This is a genomic window from Pseudomonas sp. TNT2022 ID642 (assembly GCF_028656995.1).
Lineage (GTDB): Bacteria > Pseudomonadota > Gammaproteobacteria > Pseudomonadales > Pseudomonadaceae > Aquipseudomonas.
The window spans coordinates 36672-57872 of the sequence record NZ_JAMDGW010000033.1 but is presented as its reverse complement, the minus strand read 5'-3'; the positions used below and the strand labels follow the sequence as shown (position 1 = coordinate 57872).

Annotated in this window: 15 protein-coding genes and 2 pseudogenes; 8 read left to right on the top strand and 9 right to left on the bottom strand. The window is 60.2% G+C overall.

The window, feature by feature from the left end; all coding sequences use genetic code 11:
- Window positions 1-183: 183 nt before the first annotated feature.
- The 9 genes and pseudogenes from M5G26_RS25370 to gap form a co-directional block, all read right to left on the bottom strand.
- Entirely contained in the window at window positions 184-1533 is a 1350-nt protein-coding gene (locus M5G26_RS25370; RefSeq protein WP_273916794.1) for a CoA transferase, read from the bottom strand.
- A gap of 206 nt (window positions 1534-1739) precedes the next feature.
- Window positions 1740-2267 (bottom strand): annotated as a pseudogene (locus M5G26_RS29670) (methyl-accepting chemotaxis protein); the annotation flags it as partial.
- Between the two features lie 330 nt (window positions 2268-2597).
- Window positions 2598-3605: pseudogene (locus M5G26_RS29665) on the bottom strand (PDC sensor domain-containing protein); the annotation flags it as partial.
- 463 nt (window positions 3606-4068) lie between these two features.
- Entirely contained in the window at window positions 4069-4479 is a 411-nt protein-coding gene (locus M5G26_RS25360; RefSeq protein WP_273916792.1) for a YbaN family protein, read from the bottom strand.
- 153 nt (window positions 4480-4632) lie between these two features.
- Entirely contained in the window at window positions 4633-5229 is a 597-nt protein-coding gene (locus tag M5G26_RS25355) for a biliverdin-producing heme oxygenase (RefSeq protein WP_038366589.1), read from the bottom strand.
- Window positions 5230-5340: 111 nt separating this feature from the next.
- The gene (locus M5G26_RS25350) at window positions 5341-7926 is read right to left on the bottom strand and encodes a TonB-dependent receptor (protein WP_273916791.1); all 2586 of its coding nucleotides are present in this window, start codon (window positions 7924-7926) and stop codon (window positions 5341-5343) included.
- Between the two features lie 121 nt (window positions 7927-8047).
- Window positions 8048-9013, bottom strand: coding sequence for a FecR family protein (locus tag M5G26_RS25345; protein ID WP_273916790.1), 966 nt, complete (start codon window positions 9011-9013; stop codon window positions 8048-8050).
- 125 nt (window positions 9014-9138) lie between these two features.
- A complete protein-coding gene (locus M5G26_RS25340) occupies window positions 9139-9657 on the bottom strand; it encodes an RNA polymerase sigma factor (RefSeq protein ID WP_122598769.1) in 519 nt (172 codons plus the stop codon).
- Between the two features lie 204 nt (window positions 9658-9861).
- Window positions 9862-10863, bottom strand: a complete 1002-nt coding sequence (gap, locus tag M5G26_RS25335; RefSeq protein WP_016983705.1) for a type I glyceraldehyde-3-phosphate dehydrogenase — start codon at window positions 10861-10863, stop codon at window positions 9862-9864.
- 220 nt (window positions 10864-11083) lie between these two features.
- Between gap and edd the strand changes: the two genes are divergently transcribed.
- The 8 genes from edd (at window position 11084) to M5G26_RS25295 (ending at window position 21199) form a co-directional block, all read left to right on the top strand.
- Entirely contained in the window at window positions 11084-12910 is a 1827-nt protein-coding gene (gene edd, locus M5G26_RS25330; protein ID WP_095112266.1) for a phosphogluconate dehydratase, read from the top strand.
- A complete protein-coding gene (locus M5G26_RS25325; RefSeq protein ID WP_273916789.1) occupies window positions 12907-13857 on the top strand; it encodes a glucokinase in 951 nt (316 codons plus the stop codon). Before edd ends, M5G26_RS25325 begins: the two co-directional genes overlap by 4 nt.
- A 166-nt stretch (window positions 13858-14023) precedes the next feature.
- A complete protein-coding gene (locus tag M5G26_RS25320) occupies window positions 14024-14755 on the top strand; it encodes a response regulator (protein ID WP_003227460.1) in 732 nt (243 codons plus the stop codon).
- A complete protein-coding gene (locus tag M5G26_RS25315) occupies window positions 14745-16214 on the top strand; it encodes an ATP-binding protein (RefSeq protein ID WP_038366571.1) in 1470 nt (489 codons plus the stop codon). The genes M5G26_RS25320 and M5G26_RS25315 overlap by 11 nt, the downstream gene beginning before the upstream one ends.
- 425 nt (window positions 16215-16639) lie before the next feature.
- Window positions 16640-17899 (top strand): D-mannose isomerase, encoded by a 1260-nt coding sequence (locus M5G26_RS25310; protein ID WP_273916788.1) that lies wholly within the window; start codon window positions 16640-16642, stop codon window positions 17897-17899.
- Window positions 17900-18017: 118 nt separating this feature from the next.
- Window positions 18018-19319 (top strand): ABC transporter substrate-binding protein, encoded by a 1302-nt coding sequence (locus tag M5G26_RS25305; protein ID WP_127929495.1) that lies wholly within the window; start codon window positions 18018-18020, stop codon window positions 19317-19319.
- Between the two features lie 133 nt (window positions 19320-19452).
- Window positions 19453-20361: a carbohydrate ABC transporter permease gene (locus M5G26_RS25300; protein ID WP_007917874.1), complete on the top strand. Its 909-nt coding sequence runs from the start codon at window positions 19453-19455 to the stop codon at window positions 20359-20361.
- On the top strand, window positions 20354-21199 hold the full coding sequence (locus tag M5G26_RS25295) for a carbohydrate ABC transporter permease (protein WP_093430462.1): 846 nt from the start codon (window positions 20354-20356) through the stop codon (window positions 21197-21199). The genes M5G26_RS25300 and M5G26_RS25295 overlap by 8 nt, the downstream gene beginning before the upstream one ends.
- Window positions 21200-21201 lie beyond the last annotated feature (2 nt).

Genomic DNA, 21201 nt, shown 5'->3' with positions numbered 1-21201 from the left:
AGCCCTCACCCCAGCCCTCTCCCAGAGGGAGAGGGGGCCGACCGAGGTGTGTTGCGTTGTACATCGACCTGAAAGACCGAGTCGATTATGGATTCCGAGCCAATCGTTCAAGTCGGTGAATCTCTCGAATATCCCCCGATCGGTCCCCTCTCCCTCTGGGAGAGGGTTAGGGTGAGGGGTTTTTTAAACCCACTGTGGTCGATGGGAACCCAATTCTGTAGCCGGCAACGCCCACTGAATCGGTGTGCCGCTGATCTTCACCGGCACCTGCAAACGATGCGCCGGGCCCCACGGGGTCTGCTCTATCGACGTGCTCTGATCCTGTTCATCCTCGACGCGCAATGCTTGTGTTGTCCCCGGCCCATGCTCGATCAACAACTTCGCCGTCCGCGCCAGCGACAACCGCGCCGAGCCCGAGCGGCCATTCGCTAACCGCTCAGTCAGCAACCTGAGCGCACTGGCCGCCAGCAAATACCCGGTCGCATGATCCAGCGCCTGCACCGGCAACGGCGTCGGTTTGTCGGCCTGCATCCATTGCTGCCCGGCCTCGGCAATGCCGCTGCTCATCTGCACCAGACTGTCGAAACCTCGACGGTTCTGCCACGGGCCGCTCCAGCCGTAAGCGTTGAGACCGACATCGATCAGGCCCGGTGCGATTTGGCGACGGCGCTCAACGCCGAAACCAAGTTTCTCCAGCGCATCGGCGCGGTAACCGTGCAGCAAAATGTCGGCGTCTTTCAACAATCCTTCGAACACCGCGCGATCCGCCGGATCCTGCAAGTTCAGCCGCGCGCAGTGTTTGCCGAGGGTCATTTCCGGGACGACACCAGGCTCGTTCCAGGTCGGGGAATCGATGCGCAATACATCGGCGCCAAGGCCAGCGAGAAAACGGCTGGCGGTGGGGCCGGCGAGCACGCGTGTCAGATCCAGCACCTTGATCCCGGCCAACGGTTGCGCCACCGAGCCTTGCCATGCTTGGCGCTGTTCATCCTGCGAATCAAGCCAATGCACCAGCGGCTCGGCATTCACCGCGAGCCCCTGCGGATGCGTCTGCCACTGTGCCCAGCTGCGCATTTCGGCGGCGCAGCCCTTGGCCTCGACCACCGCTTGCTCCAGATCCGTACTCGCCCATTGCGCGACTTTGGCGGCCATCGCAGCACGGTCGGCACAGGCACCAAGCACGCTTTCAGCGGCGGCGCGGTGATGCGGGGCGTTGGTGTGCAGACGGATCCAGCCGTCGCGGGTCGCGTAGTCGCCAGCGACGGGGTCCCACAGTGGCGGGACTTGCCAGCCTATGGGGCGCAGCGAGGTCGAGAACCAGAACGAGGCCAAACGCCGGTCGACTTCAACGGCGGGCAAGTGACCGGTCTGCTGTTCGATCAATTGGCTAACGGCCTGACCGGCCGCGGCCATGCTGGCGCAGGCAAGCTCAGTGACGGCGAACGCCGAGGGCAGGGCGCCACGATCTGTGAACGGAATCGGCGTGTGTGACAAGCCGAGTGCGGCTTGAATGGACGTGAGCAAATCAGTCATCAAAGGCCCTCCGGAGCGAGAGGGCGATGATAGTGCAAAACAATCCCGAGTCAGATGAAATCCCCGATTGCAGGGTTGCCACTTGACCCTGTGGGAGCTGGCTTGCCAGCGATAGCGGAGTGTCAGTCAACAATGTACTGACTGATGTGCCGCCATCGCTGGCAAGCCAGCTCCCACAAGGTTTTGTGGTGGATTGAATGGCGCGGTCAGACGCGAAACTGATCCATCAATTTCATCTGCTGACTGGCCAGGGCATTGAGCTGGCTGCTGATCGCTGCCGACTCGGTGGCCTGCTCGGTCAGGGTTTCAGTCACGGTACGAATCGCCGAAACGTTGCGATTGACCTCTTCAGCCACCGCACTCTGCTGCTCAGCCGCACTGGCAATCTGCAGGTTCATGTCACTGATCACCGTCACCGCATCACTGATCTTGCCCAGCGCATCCACGGCCTGACGAATCTGTCCGGCGTTGTTGTGCGCCTGGGTCTGGCTCGAATGCATGGTCGCGACCACGCCACGGGTGCCGGTCTGAATGCGCTCGATCACGATGCGAATCTCTTCCACCGAATCCTGCGTACGTTTGGCCAGGTTGCGTACCTCGTCGGCAACCACGGCAAAACCACGGCCACTCTCACCGGCACGGGCGGCTTCAATCGCCGCGTTGAGGGCGAGCAGGTTGGTCTGTTCGGCGATGCTGCGGATCACTTCCAGCACCGAACCGATCTGCTCGCTGTTCACCGCCAACGCTTCAACCTCGGTCACCGCTTTGCTGACTTCATCGGCCAGTTGATTGATGTCGCGGGTGCTGCGTTCGATGATCGACATGCCGTCCTTCGCCGACTGATCGGCACCTTTCGCGGCATTGGCTGCGTTCGATGCGCTGTTGGCGACGTCGTGGGCGGTGGCGCTCATTTCGTTGGAGGCGGTCGCGACCTGATCGATCTCGCGGAACTGCACCTGCATGCCTTCACTGGTCTGGCGGGCGATTTCCGAAGACTGGTCGGCGGTGCCACGGGCTTCGGTGATGCTCTGTTTGATCTGCGCGATGGTCGGTTGCAGCTTGTCGAGGAAACGGTTGAACCAGTTCACCAGTTCGCCCAGTTCATCCTGCTTGCTGTAGTTCAGGCGTTGGGTCAGATCGCCTTCGCCGCTGGCAATGTTCTTCAGCATCTCGGCAACGCTGTTGATTGGACGAGTCACCCCGGACGCGGTCAGCCAGATCAGCAACAGGCCGACCAGACCGGCGATCACAGCGACCAGCAGCGCAGTGATCACGCCGGTTTCCTGCGCGTCGTCGAGTACCGCTTGCAGCTTGACCGAATCGGCCAGCAGCACTTGTTTCGGCAGGTCGATGACTACGCCCCAGGCGCGCGAGTTGCCGATCGGATCGACCGGGTACACCGCACGAATCAGGTCGCCCTGTTCAAGAATCTTCGGCGTGCCGGAACTCAGCAGTTGCAGCACATCCTTGCCATCGGCACCGAGGGTGTCGCTGATTTTTTTACCGACCTTGGTGGCGTCTGAACTGTCGGCACCAAGCACGCCGCTGCCGGAGACGATCAGCATGTGCCCGGCGTTGTTGAACAGGTTGCGCTGGGAATCCACGGCGGCCGCTTGCAGGGCGTCGAGGGCGATGTCGACACCGACCACGCCGATGGCCTTGCCGTCGACAATCAACGGCACGGAAATGGTCGTCATGAGCATTTCCTTGCCACCGACCGTGTCGGCATACGGGTCGAGCAGGCAGGTGCGCTTGGCATCGCGAGGGCAGGTGTACCAGCTGTTGTACGGCGTGCCGCTGACGCTGAGGGTGGTTTTGGTCAGGTCTTCTTCGACCATGATGGTGTTCAGCGAGGCGCCGGCGGCGCGGCTCCAGTACGTGGCAAAACGTCCGGCTTCGTTGGATTGGCGGGCGGCATCGTTGGCGAACTCGCTGTCCTTGCCGTCCAGAGCGTTCGGTTCGAAAGCGAGCCAGATGCCGAGCACTTTATCGTTGCGCTCAAAAGCGGTTTTCAGGCTCAGGTTCAACTCTTCACGCAAGGCCCCGGCGTCCAGCGAACGCTTGGCGGCCATGACGCGCAGGTCCTTGATCTGATCCGCCACGGCCGTGATCACCGTCAGGCTTTCGCCGAAGGTTTTCTGCACCCGCACGGCTTGCTCGGCGGCTTTGGCTTGCAACAGATTCTGCACACTGGCGGTGAGCAATTTGTTGCTGGAGTCACTGACCAGTTCGTCGTTCTGGTTGGTCTGGTAGATGTTCATGCCGACGATCAGCGCGACCACACCGAGCAGGCACAGACCGGAGAGCAGAACGATTTTCAGGCGAATGGACAGAGAGTCGAACATGGGGCGATCTCGCGAATGAATAAACGGGTGGCAGGCGGATATGAACTATCCGGTTCGCCAAATCCATTCAGCGCCATTCAATGCTCATCGGCGCGAGGCGAGAGGGCATGAGGCGCGTGCCGACGGACGGTCACCGCTAAACGTTTGCGCAGGAGAATGTGCTGAAAAAGCGATTAATTACAGGGATGTTTCACCGCGAAGACGGGTCAGTGCAGACCCGGATGGATTCCGGTCGTGACCAGATCCACAGATTGCCCAGGCTCATCCCGGCAATCGCCAGATAGACCGGCCAACCGTGATCGAGCATCACCAGCATTAACGTCGCGCAAAGCAACATGCTCACTGTCGCGCTGACTTTGGCCTTGCGCGCGATGATCTTGCCGTTGCGCCAATTGCTGAGGATCGGCCCGAACAGCCGATGGTTTTCCAGCCAGGCACTCAGGCGCGGCGAACTGCGGGTCGCGGCCCAGGCGGCGAGGAGGATGAACTCGGTGGTCGGCAGGCCGGGCACGACGATGGCGATCAGGCCGATGCCAAGGCTGACGTAGGCCAAGAGGCCGAACAGCACGCGGGCGAGTTTCGTGGAGGCGGGTTGCGGCATGGGCTACGCGGAGGCTTCTGAAGCGGAATGGAGATCTTACAGGCTTACGCAGTTCCCCTGTAGGAGCTGCCGAAGGCTGCGATCTTTTGATCTTGAAAACAACATCAAAAGATCGCAGCCTTCGGCAGCTCCTACAGGGGGATGTGTGTTGTGTCAGGCAGGTTCGGCTTCGGTGGCGTAAGCCTGTTCCAGCAGCACGGTAAAGCGGTTGAACGCGTCGATCGCACCTTGCTCGACTTCAGCTTCTTCTTCAGCGCTGAACTGCAGCGAATCGAGGGTGCGCACGAAGCTTTTCCAGCCTTCGGCACGGCCACCTTCAGGCTCACCGAGGTGACGGGCGCCAAAGGTTTCGCTCAGCTCCAACGCCACGGCGCGTTTGATCAGGAACGCCGCACCGAGCTTCGAACCTTCGGAGACAAAAATCCAGCCCAGCGCGCGAGCCTTGCTCGGGTTCTTCACCGCGCCGGCTACCGGGGCCGGTACTTCGGTGTCCAGATCTGCCAGGTCAGCCTTGGCGGCTTCGGCGCGGCAACGCGCCGGCAGATCCGGGACGATCGCAGTCAATTCTGCATCGTTGTACAGCTCGACCAGTTCCGACTGGAACAGGTACTGCGCGACGACGAAACGGGCGAAATTGGCGCGGGTCTCGAACGGCGCGTGCGCCTTCACCAGTGCATCAAGTTTGCTGTGCGGCTCATGGGTGATCTGGTTCAGGCGTTGTGAACGCAGGGCTTTTTCCGAAGTGGTCATGACATGTCCTTGATAAAAGAGGCGCTTGATAACGAGACGAACAAGACGACGTGCAAGCGTAAAAAAACCTCACTGCGCGGTGCCTGAACACGCGCAGTGAGGTTGACCGGATCAGATGTCCCAGATCAGATTGATCGCGAAGTTGCGGCCCGGTTGGGTCAGTCGATCGAGGTTGGCCGGTTGCGTCACCGAGGCTTCACCGACGCTGTCGTAACCGCGCACGTCATCCCACAGCCAGTATTTCTTGTCGGTCAGGTTGTAGATGCCGCCGCTGACGGTGACGTCGTCGGTGACTTTGTAATAACCGGCCAGATCAAGAATGCCGAAGCCCGGAGTTTTGAACTGGCTGCTGACGCCATCCGGCGACTTGAAGTTGCTGTCGTCGACGCGATCCTTTTTCTTCACCACCGTCCAGCTCAGCAGGCCGCCGTAGTTGTCCTGGTCGTAACCCAGACCGAACACGCCGGTCAGCGGGTTGACGCTGTTGATTGGCTCGCCGTTGTCGTTGTTGCGACCGTAGGCGTAGGCGATAGAACCTTGGGTGTACAGGCCTTGCGGCGCGCCAAACGCATCCAGATTCAGACGACCTTTGACTTCCGCACCCTTGATGGTGGCGTGCTTGATGTTGGCCGACTGGAAGGTCAGCTCGTTGCGGCCCGGGGTCACAGCATCTTCGTTAATGAAATCGCGGTACTTGTTGTAGAACACCGCTACGTCGAACGAACCGTGTTCGAAATTGCCGCGCAGACCGGTTTCATAGCTTTTGCTTTTTTCCGGTTCCAGGTCGGGATTCGGCGCCACGCTGTAGCCAGTGGTGGTGTTTTCGAAGCGGCCGTACAGGGCTTTCGCGGTCGGGGTGCGGAAGCCTTCGGCGTACTGACCGTACCAGGTGTAGTTCTCGGTCAGGGCGTAGGTCAGGCCGAATTTCGGCGAGACTTTGTGCCAGGTCTTGTTCTCGTCGCTGACCGTGCCTTGGCCGTCCGCCGCCACGGTGTTGAGGAATTCCTGAGTGATGTGCGGCTTGAGCTGGGTGTAGTCGTAGCGCAGGCCCGGCAGGAAGGTCCAGTTGTTCCAGCTGATCTGATCCTGAGCAAACACGCTGTAGGTGTTGATGGTCGGGTCCGGGAAGTCGGTGGCTTTGGCCAATACGTCAGCGGTACTGGTTGCACCAATGGCGGTGCAGCCACGACCGACGGCCAGGCAAGTGCCGTCGCCGCTGCGCGAACCGGTGACCTTCTGTTGCTTGATGGTGGTGCCGTAAGTCAGGACGTGATCGGTGGCGCCGATGGCGAACGCCTTGTCCAGTTGCGCATCGAAGACCCACTGTTTCTCTTCGTAAATGGTGTCGCGAGTACGCAGCACTTTACGGGTGATCGGGTAGTAGAACTCGGTGGTGCTCTGGTCAGTCTTGGCGATCTGGTGGTTGAGGCTCCACTTCACGTTATCGACCAGCAGGCTGTCGAGGGCGAACGAGTGCTCGATGCCGAAACGCTCACGGGTGATGGTGTCGTTGCCGGTGCGCCACTGATACATGCCGCCGGGCAACACGCTGTCGGGGATGGTCGGTGCGCCATTGAAGTATGGGCCGCCGTAGGCACTTTTCTGATCGGTGTCGCGATCATCCTTGTACTTTTCGTAGGTCAGACCCAGACGCGAATCTTCGTTGTAGTTCCAGCCGATCTTGGCCAGCACGTTGTAGGCGTTGACGTCTTCCGGGTTGGCGGCGGTGCGCTCAAGGCCAGTGCCATTGTTGCTGCCGTAGGAATCGGTTTCGTGACCGTCGCGTTGGCTGTAGTGCAGCAAACCGTCGAACTGGTCGGCACGGCCGGCGACGGTGGCGGACTTCAGCCAACTGTCATCGGCCGAGCTGTAACCGGTTTTCAAACGGGCGCCGACGTCTTTGCCCGGTTTGATGATGTCGTCGGCATCAAGGGTGTAGTAGCTGACGGCGCCGCCGATGGCGTTGCTGCCGTACAGCACCGAGGCCGGGCCACGGAGAATTTCCACGCGTTTGACGATTTCCGGATCGACGTAGTTGCGCTGGGTCTTGGCGTACGGGCCGTTAAAGAAACCGTCCGGCACTTCGACGCCGTCGACCTGGGTCAGGATGCGGTCGCCGTCGATGCCGCGAATGTTATAGCCGCTGATACCGCCACGCTGACCGGCGCCACCGACGGAAACACCCGGCTCGTAACGCACCAGATCCTTGATGGTGTTGACGTTGTTGCGGTCCAGATCCTGACGGGTCTGCACGGTGACGGTGGCCGGCACGCTGTTGACCGACTGCTCCTGACGGGTGGCGCTGATGGTCACCTGATCGAGGTTGAGTGTGCCGCTGTTGTTGCGCTTTTCCAGCACCACGTTGTTGTTGCTGATTTTGCGGAAGCTCAGGTTGGTCCCCACCAACAGGCGCTCCAGGGCTTTTTCCGGGGGCAACGAGCCACGCACGCCCGGCGACGACACGCCCTGACCCAGTTCCGCCGGCAAGCCGACCTGCCAACCGGTCACGGCGGTGAAGGCATTGAGCGCCGACACCAGCGGCTGCTGGCCGATGGCGAACGTGTAATCGCCCATGTTGCGTGTCGGTTGCTCGGTGGCCGCCATCAGCGGCGCAGTGCCGGCCATCAGGATGGCCGCGGTCAGCAGTGACAATACGCGGGAAGGGGAGGAAGTCTGGCGAGTAAGGCGTGAGGACATCGATAGCGCTCCGTGTCGCACGAATCTTTATAGGTGCTGATTGATTCGCGTGTTGCGAATCAATTGCATTGGCTATAACGAGACGTACTGACGTTGGCTATCGAGTAAAAATAATTCTCATTTAGTTCAAAATCACCAGCGCGGGGAATTCTTTCAGTTGCGCCGAGGTGATCTGAGCGAGGGAACGAACTACGTCGAGCGGCTGGTCGAGACGGTAATTGCCGGTCACGGCAACGTCGGCCAACTGCTCGTTGTTGTTGATGATCCAGCCAGGGTAGTAGCGGCGCAATTCGGCCAGCACCTGATTCAGCGGGCAGTTTTCGAACACCAGCCGGCCCTGCACCCAGGCCAGGTCCGTGTTGGCATCGAGTTTGGCCGGGCGGTCGAAACCGTTGGGGCCGATGCGGATGCTCTCACCGGCAGTCAGACGCACGCGGGCGTCGTTGTGCGTGGCGCGCAAATCGACGTCGCCGCGCTGCACATTGACCTGCGCGACGCCATCGAGATAACGCACGGCGAACGCGGTATCGCGCACGCTGGCGGTGACCGGGCCGGCATCGATTTCCAGTGGTTGACTGCGCCCGCTGGCAATTTCGAAAAACGCCTCGCCCTGAAACAACCGGGCAACGCGCTGTTGATCGTTGATGGTGCTGGAGAATGCCGAATTGGTATTGAGCAGGACTTTCGAGCCGTCTTCCAATTGCAGGCGCTGACGCTCGCCAACCACCGTGAGGTGATCGGCCTGAAGGCGCATGGGCAAATTGCTGAAACTGAACAGACCGAGCACCAGTACCGCAGCAGTGGCCAGCGGTTTCCAGTGCGGACGCAGACGCTTGAGGACGGTGACTTTCTCAGGCTTGGCCGCCAGGTTTTGCGCGCACTGGGCGACTTGCGGGCCGTCCCAGATCGCTTGGGCCTTGGCGAACGCTTCGGCATTCAACGGATCGGCCGCGAGCCAGGCATGAAACTGCCGGGTCTGCTCCTCGTCCGGGCTGCCGAGCACGATGAGCCAGTCCAAAGCCTGGTCCATTGCGTTTGCAGCGTCCTGCACCGAATCCGGCGAAGGCGAGCGGTGGGTGTCCGTCACGGTGTTTCCTCGGCAGTGTCTGCGCACGGCTGTTTTTTCAAGTGAAGCGTAAAAGTCGGGCAAGGGTAACAAAGCCCGATGATCCGTGCAGGCGATCCGAGCACTTACAGAAAAGGCCTACGATCTCAGTCGCCATTCAGACGTTCAGCGACACCGATGCAAATGCTCATGATCAGCTTCAGTTCTTTCTGCACGGTGCTGAGGGAAACATTCAGCTCGTCGGCGATTTCCTGATAGCTGTTCCCGTGCAAACGGCTGAGGATGAAAATCTGCTGCTGGCGGGGGCTGAGTTGACTGAGGCTCACGTTCAAGCGCTCCAGCATCTGTTCGGCGTGGGCGGCATCTTCGGCGCTGCTGGCCGGGGCGGCGATGCTGTGCACGACATCCTGCGGCACGTCATCGACCATGGTCCGCGAATGGATCTTGCGCGCACGCAAATGATCCAGCGCCAGATTGCGCGCGGTCTGGAAGACAAAAGGTTCGAGGTGATCGATGGCCCGCTCGCTCAACGCCCGCGTCACGCGCAGGTAGGTCTCCTGCAGCAGGTCTTCAGCGGTGCTGTGATTGTTGACCATCCGTTCCAGCGTTCGCAGCAAGGAGGTGCGCTGGGTGAGGAAGACGTGGTTGAAGCGCGATTGACTCACGGGAGGACCTGATCCATTTTGAGCGAATGATAATGATTGTCATCTGCCGATATGGTCAAGCCTTGATTTGTCAAAGAACGGTAAAGGTCTTGTGCGGATCGAAATGTAGGAGCTGCCGAAGGCTGCGATCTTTTGATGTTGATCTTAAAAACCAGATCAAAAGATCGCAGCCTTCGGCAGCTCCTACAGGGGATCGGGACAACCTTACTCGGCGTTGCACAGCGCCAGGCAGTTATCCAGCATGCGGTTGGAGAAGCCCCACTCGTTGTCATACCAGGCCAGCACTTTCAGCAGTTTGCCGCTGGATTTGGTGTGGTTGGCATCAAATATCGATGACAGCGGATTGTGGTTGAAGTCGCTGGATACCAGCGGCAGGGTGTTGAAGCCGAGAATCTTCGAGTGTTGGCTAGCCGCTTTCATCAGCGCGTTGACTTCTTCGGCGCTGGCTTCTTTCTTCAGTTGTACGGTCAGGTCCACCAGCGACACATTGATCACCGGCACGCGCACGGCCATGCCGGTCAGTTTGCCCGCCAGTTCCGGCAGCACCAGGCCCACCGCTTCAGCGGCGCCGGTCTTGCTCGGAATCATGTTCTGCGTGGCCGAACGCGCGCGGTACGGGTCGGTGTGATAGACGTCGGTGAGGTTCTGATCGTTGGTGTAGGCATGAATCGTGGTCATCAGACCGCTTTCAATGCCCAGCTCACGGTGCAGCACCTGCGCCACTGGCGCCAGGCAGTTGGTGGTGCACGAAGCGTTGGAGATGATCTGGTGCGACTGGCGCAGAATGTCGTGGTTCACACCATAAACCACAGTGGCGTCGGCACCTTTGGCCGGAGCCGAGATGATCACTTTGCGCGCGCCGGCAGTAAGATGCGCGGCCGCTTTGGCGCGATCGGTAAAGAGACCGGTGCATTCGAACACCACATCAATCTTTTCCGCCGCCCATGGCAATTCGGCCGGGTTGCGAATCGCGCTGACCGCAATGCGGTCGCCGTTGACGGTCAGACTTTCATTGTCATGCTCGACTTGCGCGTCGAACGTGCCGTGAACGGTGTCGTATTTGAGCAGATGAGCATTGATCGAGCTGTCGCCCAGATCGTTGATGGCGACGATCTGCAGATCCTGTCGATAGCCTTGGGTATACAGTGCGCGCAGGACATTACGGCCGATGCGGCCAAAACCATTGATTGCGATTCGAAGAGTCATGGAACAGCGCCGCCGTCGTTTTGTTGTTGGAATTACAAGATTATTCGCATAAAAATAGAAAACAAGCCTTTTTAGTGGCAATATTTTGTTTTATCTACAACGAGTGACCTGAATCAACTGGTCCGAATGGTCAAAAAAGCCGTCTGTCATTCCAACAACAACGGCGTTTGATCAGCATAGACAATCAGGTCGCCACATCCGTTAGCCTGGAGTTCTACACATGCATCCCCGCGTCCTTGAGGTCACCGAACGGCTTATCGCCCGCAGCCGCGCCACGCGTCAGGCTTACCTTGCACTGATTCGCGGCGCCGCCACCGACGGGCCGATGCGCGGCAAGCTGCAATGCGCCAACTTCGCCCACGGCGTGGCCGGTTGCGGCAGCGAAGACAAGCACAGCCTGCGGATGATGAACTCGGCGAACATCGCCATTGTTTCTTCGTATAACGACATGCTCTCGGCGCATCAGCCGTATGAAGTCTTCCCGGAACAGATCAAGAACGCCCTGCGCGAAATCGGCTCGGTCGGCCAGTTCGCTGGCGGCACTCCGGCGATGTGCGACGGCGTCACCCAAGGTGAGCCGGGCATGGAACTGAGCCTGCCGAGCCGCGAAGTGATCGCCATGTCGACGGCCGTGGCGCTGTCGCACAACATGTTCGACGGCGCGCTGATGCTCGGCATCTGCGACAAGATCGTCCCGGGCCTGATGATGGGCTCGCTGCGCTTCGGTCACCTGCCGACGATTTTCGTCCCGGGCGGGCCGATGGTTTCGGGGATTTCCAACAAGGAAAAAGCCGACGTGCGCCAGAAGTACGCTGAAGGCAAAGCGACCCGCGAAGAGCTGCTGGAATCGGAGATGAAGTCCTACCACAGCCCGGGCACCTGCACCTTCTACGGCACCGCCAACACCAACCAGTTGCTGATGGAAGTCATGGGCCTGCACTTGCCGGGCGCCTCGTTCGTCAACCCGAACACGCCGCTGCGTGATGCGCTGACCCGCGAAGCCGCGCACCAAGTGACGCGTCTGACCAAACAAAATGGCAACTTCATGCCGATCGGCGAAATCGTCGACGAGAAGTCGCTGGTCAACTCCATTGTTGCGCTGCACGCCACCGGCGGCTCGACCAACCACACCTTGCACATGCCGGCCATCGCCATGGCGGCGGGCATTCAACTGACCTGGCAGGACATGGCCGACCTCTCCGAAGTCGTGCCGACCCTGAGCCACGTCTACCCGAACGGCAAAGCCGACATCAACCACTTCCAGGCAGCGGGCGGTATGTCGTTCCTGATCCGCGAACTGCTTGGCGCCGGTCTGCTGCACGAAGACGTCAACACCGTGCTTGGCCACGGCTTGAGCAAGTACACCAAAGAACCGTTCCTTGATAACGGTGAACTGGTCTGGCGTGAAGGTCCGGTCGACAGCCTCGACGAAAACATCCTGCGCCCAGTCGCCCGTGCGTTCTCGGCGGAGGGCGGTTTGCGCGTGATGGAAGGCAACCTCGGTCGCGGCGTGATGAAGGTGTCCGCCGTGGCGCTGGAAAACCAGATCGTTGAAGCGCCAGCAATGGTGTTCCAGGATCAGCAGGATCTCGCCGACGCGTTCAAGGCCGGCCTGCTGGAAAAAGATTTTGTCGCCGTGATGCGCTTCCAGGGCCCGCGTTCCAACGGCATGCCCGAACTGCACAAGATGACGCCGTTCCTCGGCGTGCTGCAGGATCGTGGCTTCAAAGTCGCCCTGGTGACTGACGGCCGGATGTCCGGCGCCTCGGGGAAAATCCCCGCAGCGATTCACGTCAGCCCCGAGGCTTATGTCGGTGGCGCTTTGGCGCGCGTGCAAGAGGGCGATATCATCCGCGTCGATGGCGTCAAAGGTACTTTGGAACTTAAAGTCGACGCCGCAGAATTTGCAGCGCGCGAACCCGCCAAAGGCCTGTTGGGCAATAACATCGGCAGCGGGCGCGAACTGTTTGGCTTTATGCGCATGGCCTTCAGCTCGGCGGAGCAGGGCGCCAGCGCCTTCACTTCTGCCCTGGAGACGCTTAATTGAAACTGGCTTTGGTCGGTGACATCGGAGGCACCAACGCGCGGTTTGCGTTGTGGAAAAACCAGCAACTGCAATCGGTTCAGGTGCTGGCCACGGCCGACCACGCCAGCCCGGAAGAGGCGATCAGCCTCTATCTGAGCGGGCTCGGTCTGGCGCCGGGTTCGATCGGTTCGGTGTGCCTGTCGGTGGCCGGCCCGGTCAGTGGTGATGAGTTCAAGTTCACCAACAATCACTGGCGCCTGAGCCGCAGCGCGTTCTGCAAAACCTTGCAGGTCGAGCAGTTGTTGTTGGTCAATGACTTCTCGGCGATGGCGTTGGGCATGACCCGTTTGCAGCCGGGCGAATTTCGTGTGGTCTGCGAGGGCACGCCGGAGCCGTTGCGTCCGGCGGTGGTGATCGGCCCGGGCACTGGCCTTGGTGTCGGCACCTTGCTTGACTTGGGTGAAGGTCGTTTTGCGGCATTGCCGGGCGAGGGCGGTCACGTTGATCTGCCGCTGAGCAGCCCGCGTGAAACCCAGTTGTGGCAGCACATCCACAACGAGATTGGCCATGTCAGCGCGGAAACCGCGTTGAGTGGCGGCGGTTTGCCGCGAGTCTATCGTGCGATCTGCGCAGTGGACGGGCATGAGCCAACGCTTGATACGCCGGAAGCGATCACGGCGGCCGGTCTGGCGGGTGATCCGATTGCGCTGGAAGTGCTCGAGCAGTTCTGCTGCTGGCTCGGACGTGTCGCTGGCAACAACGTGCTGACCACGGGCGGAAGGGGCGGGGTTTACATCGTTGGTGGTGTGATTCCACGCTTTGCCGATTTTTTCCTCGAAAGCGGTTTCGCTCGCAGCTTCACCGACAAGGGGTGCATGAGCGATTACTTCAAAGGCATTCCGGTGTGGCTGGTGACAGCGCCGTATTCTGGCCTGGTTGGCGCGGGTGTGGCCTTGGAACAGGCTTGATACCGAGTCGCCTTCATCGCTGGCAAGCCAGCTCCCACAGGTTTTGTGAACGACACAGATCCTTGTGGGAGCTGGCTTGCCAGCGATGAGGCCAGAACAGGCAACAAATATCCAAGGTTCATCAGGCATAATCCGCCCCAATTCCAACAACAAGGATGCCTTCGAAGTGAGCTCAGTCAACAAGTCGATATTGTTGGTCGATGACGACCAGGAAATACGCGAGTTGCTGGAAACCTACCTGACCCGCGCCGGGTTTCAGGTACGGGCCACCGCCGACGGTGCCAGTTTCCGCCAGGCCCTCAACGAGGCGCCGAGCGATCTGGTGATCCTCGATGTCATGCTGCCCGACGAAGACGGCTTCAGTCTGTGCCGTTGGGTGCGTCAGCATCCGCGTCAGGCGCAGGTGCCGATTATCATGCTCACCGCCAGTTCCGACGAAGCCGACCGTGTGATCGGTCTGGAGCTCGGCGCCGACGATTACCTCGGCAAACCCTTCAGCCCCCGCGAACTGCAAGCGCGCATCAAGGCATTGCTGCGTCGTGCGCAATTCGGTCAGGAGCGCAGCGGCAGTGACGTACTGGCCTTCGACGAGTGGCGGCTGGACATGGTCAGCCATCGGTTGTTTCACACCGACGGCGAGGAAGTGATTCTCTCCGGTGCCGACTTCGCCCTGTTGAAACTGTTCCTCGATCACCCGCAGGAAATCCTCGACCGCGACACCATCGGCAACGCCACCCGGGGCCGCGACCTGATGCCGCTCGATCGCATTGTCGACATGGCCGTCAGCCGTTTGCGCCAGCGTCTGCGCGATACCGAGAAACCGCCACGACTGATTCGCACCGTGCGCGGCAGTGGCTATCAACTGGCAGCCAACGTGGTTGCCGGCAATGGTCACTGAGTCGTTGCGCAAACTCGCCGCCAAAGTGCCGGTGCCGCGTTCGCTGCTCGGGCGGATGTTGCTGCTGACCTTGCTCGCGGTGCTGTTCGCGCAAACATTGTCGAGCGTGATCTGGGTCTCGCAATTGCGCGCCACGCAGCTCGAAGGCTTGGTCACCAGCGCTCGCAGCCTTGCCCATTCGATGACCGCCAGCGTCAGTTACTTCCGCTCGTTGCCGGTGGCTTATCGGCCGCTGGTGCTCGATCAGTTGCGCAGCATGGGCGGTACCCGCTTTGTCGTGACGCTCAACGACAAGCCGCTGGGCATGGACGTACTGCCGGTCACGCCGCGTAAAGCGGCGGTGATGAAAGCGGTCGACGAAGTGCTGCGGCAGACCTTGGGCCATGACACCGATATCTCGGTGACCTTTGTCAGTCCCGAAGACCTGCGCATCTTCAACGCCGGGCTGAAGCTGGATGAATTGCCACGTTCCTGGGCGCATTACGCGCTGACCCTGGAGCCGGTGAATCCACCCGTACTGGTCACGCAGATTCAAATGGCCCCGGGCGAATGGCTGTACATCGCCTCACTGTTGCCCGAGCCGTACACCAGTCTTGAAGAACAGGGACTGCCGTCGCAGCAGGTGTGGTTCATCGTCCTCACCAGCGGATTCTTGCTGTTGTTCATCGGCCTGCTGGTGCATTGGCAGAGCCGGCCGCTCAAGCGTCTGGCGCGTGCCGCACGGGATCTGTCACTGGGCGCTGATGTCGAGCCGGTGGCCGAGGGCGGTGGCAGTGAAGTGGTCGAAGTGGGGCGCGCCTTCAACACCATGCGCGAGCGCATCAGCCGTTACCTGACCGAGCGCAGCCAGTTGTTCAGCGCGATTTCCCATGACCTGCGTACACCGATTACGCGTTTGCGTTTGCGCGTCGAATTGCTTGAAGACGAGAAGTTGCAAGCCAAATTCGGCCGCGATCTGGATGAGCTGGAACTGCTGGTCAAAGGCGCGTTGCAATGTGTGAAGGACACCGATATTCACGAGAACATCGAACCGGTGGATCTCAACCACGTGCTTGATTGTCTGGTCGAGCCCTATCTTGCGCCGAACGGCAACGGTCGGGTGACTCAGCATGGTCGCGCGTTGGCGGCGTATCCGGGTAAACCTTTGGCGTTGAAGCGTTGCATCGGCAACCTGATCGACAACGCCTTGAAGTACGGGCAGAACGCGCATCTGCACATTGATGACGATGACAGCGCGTTTGTCTTGCACGTTGATGATGAAGGACCGGGGGTGCCGGAGCAGCGTTTGGAGCAGGTGTTTGAGCCGCACTTCAGATTGGCGGGGCAGCAGCAGGGGTATGGCTTGGGATTGGGCATCGCGCGCAACATTGCCCACAGTCATGGTGGGGAAGTGACGTTGCAGAATCTGCGTGAGGGTGGGTTGCGGGTGACGTTGCAGTTGCCGCGTTCAGCGGATTAGATCAAAAGAGCCCCTCACCCTAGCCCTCTCCCAGAGGGAGAGGGGACTGATCGGGGGATGCTGCAGAGATACGCCGACCTGGAAGTCCGGTAGCGAATCCATAATCGACTCGGTATTTCAGGTCGGCGGAAAGCTCATTACACCTCGATCGGCCCCCTCTACCTCCGGGAGAGGGGACTGACCGGGGGGATGCTGCAGAGATACGCCGACCTGGAAGTCCGGTAGCGAATCCATAATCGACTCGATGTGTCAGGTCGTCGGATACCTCAGCACCACTCGGTCGGCCCCCTCTCCCTCCGGGAGAGGGCTGGGGTGAGGGTCGCTTTTTGTCACGATCTGGTGACAAACCCCGCCCCCTTCGTTACAAGCCCACCCCGGCCCGTTGTTTAGACTCCCCGCAGTCATAACAACAAAAAAGGCCACCCATGGATCTCTTCCAACCCGGCTTCAGCAGTTGGCTGAACGCCTCTGCCCACCAGCAATGGCTCGCCGCCGAAGGCCTGCGTCTGCTGGATTTCGCCAAGGCAGCAAAACTCCCGCAAGGCTTCGGCAACCTCGACGAACGCGGCCGTCTGCCAGCGAACGCGCAGGCCGAAACCATGAACACCGCGCGCATGACCCACAGCTTCGCCATGGCCCACATTCAGGGCCTGCCGGGTTTTGCTGAATTGGTCGATCATGGCATCGCCGCCCTGCGTGGGCCGTTGCGTGATGCCATGCACGGCGGCTGGTTTGCCGTCGCCGAACACCGCGATGACAACACCGGCAAGAACGCCTATCTGCATGCTTTTGTTGCGCTGGCCGCCAGCTCTGCGGTGGTCGCCAAACGTCCCGGCGCCCAAGCGTTGCTGGATGACGCCATCGACATCATCGACACGTATTTCTGGAGCGAAGAAGAGGGCGCCATGCGCGAATTCTTCAACCGTGACTGGAGCGAAGAAGAAGCCTATCGCGGCGCCAACAGCAACATGCACGCGACCGAAGCGTTCCTCGCTCTTGCTGATGTCACCGAAGATCCGCGCTGGCTGGTGCGCGCGCAACGCATCGTCGAGCGAGTGATTCACGGTCACGCCGCCGGCAACGGTTATATGGTCATCGAGCACTTTGACCGCGACTGGCAGCCACTGCGCGAATACAACCACGACAATCCCGCCGATGGTTTCCGCCCTTACGGCACCACGCCGGGCCACGGTTTCGAGTGGGCGCGGCTGTTGCTGCACCTCGAAGCGGCGCGGGTTCAGGCCGGCATGCTCACGCCCGGTTGGCTCGCCACCGATGCGCAAAAACTGTTCGAGAACAACTGCCGCAACGGTTGGGACGTCGATGGTCTGCCGGGCATCGTCTACACCCTCGACTGGGACAACAAAGCGGTAGTTCGCCACCGCTTGCACTGGACCCACGCCGAAGCCAGCGCCGCCGCCAGTGCCTTGCTCAAACGCACCGGCGATGCGCAATACGAAACCTGGTACCGACTGTTCTGGGAATTCTGCGAGATGAATTTCATCGACCGTTGCGGCGGTAGCTGGCACCACGAACTCAATCCGCAAAACCTGCCAAGTGCCGATATCTGGCCGGGTAAACCCGATCTGTATCACGCCTGGCAAGCCGTGCTGATCCCTCGTCTACCCTTGTCACCCAGCATGGCGACTGCTTTGGCGCAGTTGTCTCAGGGCACTCCTGTGTAACCATACGGTGACATTCGCGCGTCCCTTCGTTACCTGCGAAGGGAAACGTCCTGTTTAAACTCCTGTGCAGCGCAAGCACCAGACTTGCATGCATAACAACAAGAAAGGTACATCTCAGATGAATGCGATTTCTCGCCTCGCTACTGTCATTTCTGTCGCCTCCCTGTTCCCGCTCGCAATTCTGCCTCTCAGTGTTTCCGCTGCCGAATCCAAAGGTTCGGTCGAAGTCGTGCACTGGTGGACGTCCGGTGGCGAAAAAGCCGCTGTTGATGTGCTCAAGGCGCAAGTCGAAAAAGACGGTTTCACCTGGAAAGACGGCGCTGTCGCCGGTGGTGGCGGTGCGACTGCCATGACTGTGCTGAAAAGCCGTGCCGTTGCCGGCAACCCGCCTGGCGTCGCCCAGATCAAAGGCCCGGACATTCAGGAATGGGCGTCCACTGGCCTGCTCGACACCGACGTTTTGAAAGACGTCGCCAAGTCGGAAAAGTGGGACAGCCTGCTCGACAAGAAAGTCTCCGATACCGTGAAGTACGACGGTGATTACGTGGCCGTGCCGGTGAACATTCACCGCGTGAACTGGCTGTGGATCAACCCGCAAGTGTTCAAGAAAGCCGGGATCACCAAAAACCCGACCACCCTCGAAGAATTTTATGCCGCTGGCGACAAGCTGAAGGCTGCGGGCTTCATTCCGCTGGCTCACGGCGGTCAGCCTTGGCAGGACAGCACCGTGTTCGAAGCTGTAGTGCTCTCGGTCATGGGTGTCGATGGTTACAAGAAAGCTCTGGTTGATCTGGACAACGCCGCGCTGACCGGTCCGGAAATGGTCAAGGCGCTGACCGAGCTGAAGAAAGTCGCGACCTACATGGATGCCGACGGCAAAGGTCAGGACTGGAACCTGGAAGCGGCCAAAGTCATCAACGGCAAGGCCGGCATGCAGATCATGGGTGACTGGGCCAAGTCCGAATGGACCGCCGCCAAGAAAGTCGCCGGCAAGGACTACGAGTGCGTCGCCTTCCCGGGCACCGACAAGGCGTTCACCTACAACATCGACTCGCTGGCCGTGTTCAAGCAGAAGGACGCAGGCACTGCGGCCGGTCAGCAGGACATCGCCAAAGTCGTGCTGGGTGAAAACTTCCAGAAAGTCTTCAGCATCAACAAAGGCTCGATCCCGGTTCGCAACGACATGTTGAACGACATGGAGAAACTCGGCTTCGATTCCTGCGCACAGACCGCTGCCAAGGACTTCCTGGCAGACGCCAAGTCCGGCGGCCTGCAACCAAGCATGGCGCACAACATGGCGACCACGCTGGCCGTGCAAGGCGCGTTCTTTGATGTCGTGACCAACTACATCAACGACCCGAAAGCCGACCCGGCCGACACTGCCAAGAAACTGGGCGCAGCGATCAAGTCGTCCAAATAAGCGTCGGTAGCACAGGCTTCTCCTGTGGGAGCGAGCCTGCTTGCGACGGCGTTGTGACACACGCCCTTCGCGAGCAGGCTCGCTCCCACAAGGGATCTCACTGTAGTTTTTATTCCCTGTACTGGATTTCCCCATGAGTTCTGTTGCTGTGTTCAGCAAGGCCTCGCCGTTCGATGCATTGCAACGCTGGCTACCCAAACTGGTGCTGGCGCCGAGCATGTTCATCGTGCTGGTGGGCTTCTATGGCTACATCCTGTGGACGTTCGTGTTGTCGTTCACCACCTCGACGTTCCTGCCCAACTACAAGTGGGCCGGTCTGGCGCAATACGCGCGGTTGTTCGACAACGACCGCTGGTGGGTCGCGAGCAAAAACCTCGCGGTGTTCGGCGGCATGTTCATCGGCATTACGTTAGTTATCGGTGTGTTGCTGGCGGTGTTCCTCGACCAGCGCATCCGTCGCGAAGGCTTTATCCGCACCATTTACCTGTATCCGATGGCGCTCTCGATGATCGTTACCGGTACCGCGTGGAAATGGCTGCTCAACCCGGGCATGGGCCTGGACAAATTGTTGCGTGACTGGGGTTGGGAAGGCTTCCGTCTCGACTGGCTGATCGACCCTGATCGCGTGGTCTACTGCCTGGTGATCGCTGCTGTGTGGCAAGCCTCGGGCTTCATCATGGCGATGTTCCTCGCCGGCCTGCGTGGCGTTGATCAATCGATCATCCGTGCCGCGCAGATCGATGGCGCGAGCATGCCGACGATCTACTGGAAAGTGGTGCTGCCAAGCCTGCGTCCGGTGTTCTTCAGTGCGGTGATGATTCTGGCGCACATCGCGATCAAGAGCTTCGACCTGGTCGCGGCGATGACCGCCGGCGGTCCGGGTTATTCCTCCGACCTGCCCGCGATGTTCATGTATTCCTTCACCTTCAGTCGCGGCCAGATGGGCATGGGCTCGGCCAGTGCGATTCTGATGCTCGGTGCGATCCTCGCGATCATCGTGCCTTACCTGTATTCCGAGCTGAGGACCAAGCGCAATGACTAGTCTCGCTGCCAAACCTGCTATCAGCCTGAGTCGCATCGCGATCTACGCGGTGCTGATCATCGCCGTACTGCTTTATCTGGTGCCGCTGGTGGTCATGTTGCTGACCAGCTTCAAGACCCCGGAAGACATCAGCACCGGCAACCTGCTGAGCTGGCCGACCGTGGTCAGCGGCATCGGTTGGGTCAAGGCCTGGGCCACGGTTGACGGTTACTTCTGGAACTCGATCAAGATCACCGTTCCGGCCGTGATCATCTCCACCGCCATCGGTGCGTTGAACGGTTACGTGCTGTCGTTCTGGCGCTTTCGCGGTTCGCAGCTGTTCTTCGGTCTGCTGTTGTTCGGCTGCTTCCTGCCGTTCCAGACCGTGCTGCTGCCGGCCTCGTTCACCCTCGGCAAGATGGGCCTGGCAAGCACCACCACCGGTCTGGTGTTTATCCATGTGGTTTACGGTCTGGCGTTCACCACGCTGTTCTTCCGTAACTACTACGTGAGCATTCCGGATGCGCTGGTCAAAGCTGCACGCCTCGACGGTGCGGGTTTCTTCACGATTTTCCGCCGGATCATTCTGCCGATGTCGACGCCGATCATCATGGTCTGCCTGATCTGGCAGTTCACCCAAATCTGGAACGACTTCCTGTTCGGTGTGGTGTTCTCCAGCGGTGATTCGCAACCGATCACGGTGGCGCTGAACAACCTGGTCAACACCAGCACCGGCGCCAAGGAATACAACGTTGATATGGCAGCGGCGATGATCGCCGGCCTGCCGACCCTGCTGGTCTATGTGGTCGCAGGCAAGTATTTCGTGCGCGGGCTGACGGCCGGCGCAGTCAAGGGGTAATC

Coding starts and splice junctions, on each gene's coding strand:
- M5G26_RS25370 (WP_273916794.1), bottom strand. CDS start 1,533: ATGACTGATTTGCTCACGTCCATTCAAGCCGCACTCGGCTTGTCACAC.
- M5G26_RS25360 (WP_273916792.1), bottom strand. CDS start 4,479: ATGCCGCAACCCGCCTCCACGAAACTCGCCCGCGTGCTGTTCGGCCTC.
- M5G26_RS25355 (WP_038366589.1), bottom strand. CDS start 5,229: ATGACCACTTCGGAAAAAGCCCTGCGTTCACAACGCCTGAACCAGATC.
- M5G26_RS25350 (WP_273916791.1), bottom strand. CDS start 7,926: ATGTCCTCACGCCTTACTCGCCAGACTTCCTCCCCTTCCCGCGTATTG.
- gap (WP_016983705.1), bottom strand. CDS start 10,863: ATGACTCTTCGAATCGCAATCAATGGTTTTGGCCGCATCGGCCGTAAT.
- edd (WP_095112266.1), top strand. CDS start 11,084: ATGCATCCCCGCGTCCTTGAGGTCACCGAACGGCTTATCGCCCGCAGC.
- M5G26_RS25315 (WP_038366571.1), top strand. CDS start 14,745: ATGGTCACTGAGTCGTTGCGCAAACTCGCCGCCAAAGTGCCGGTGCCG.
- M5G26_RS25310 (WP_273916788.1), top strand. CDS start 16,640: ATGGATCTCTTCCAACCCGGCTTCAGCAGTTGGCTGAACGCCTCTGCC.
- M5G26_RS25305 (WP_127929495.1), top strand. CDS start 18,018: ATGAATGCGATTTCTCGCCTCGCTACTGTCATTTCTGTCGCCTCCCTG.
- M5G26_RS25300 (WP_007917874.1), top strand. CDS start 19,453: ATGAGTTCTGTTGCTGTGTTCAGCAAGGCCTCGCCGTTCGATGCATTG.
- M5G26_RS25295 (WP_093430462.1), top strand. CDS start 20,354: ATGACTAGTCTCGCTGCCAAACCTGCTATCAGCCTGAGTCGCATCGCG.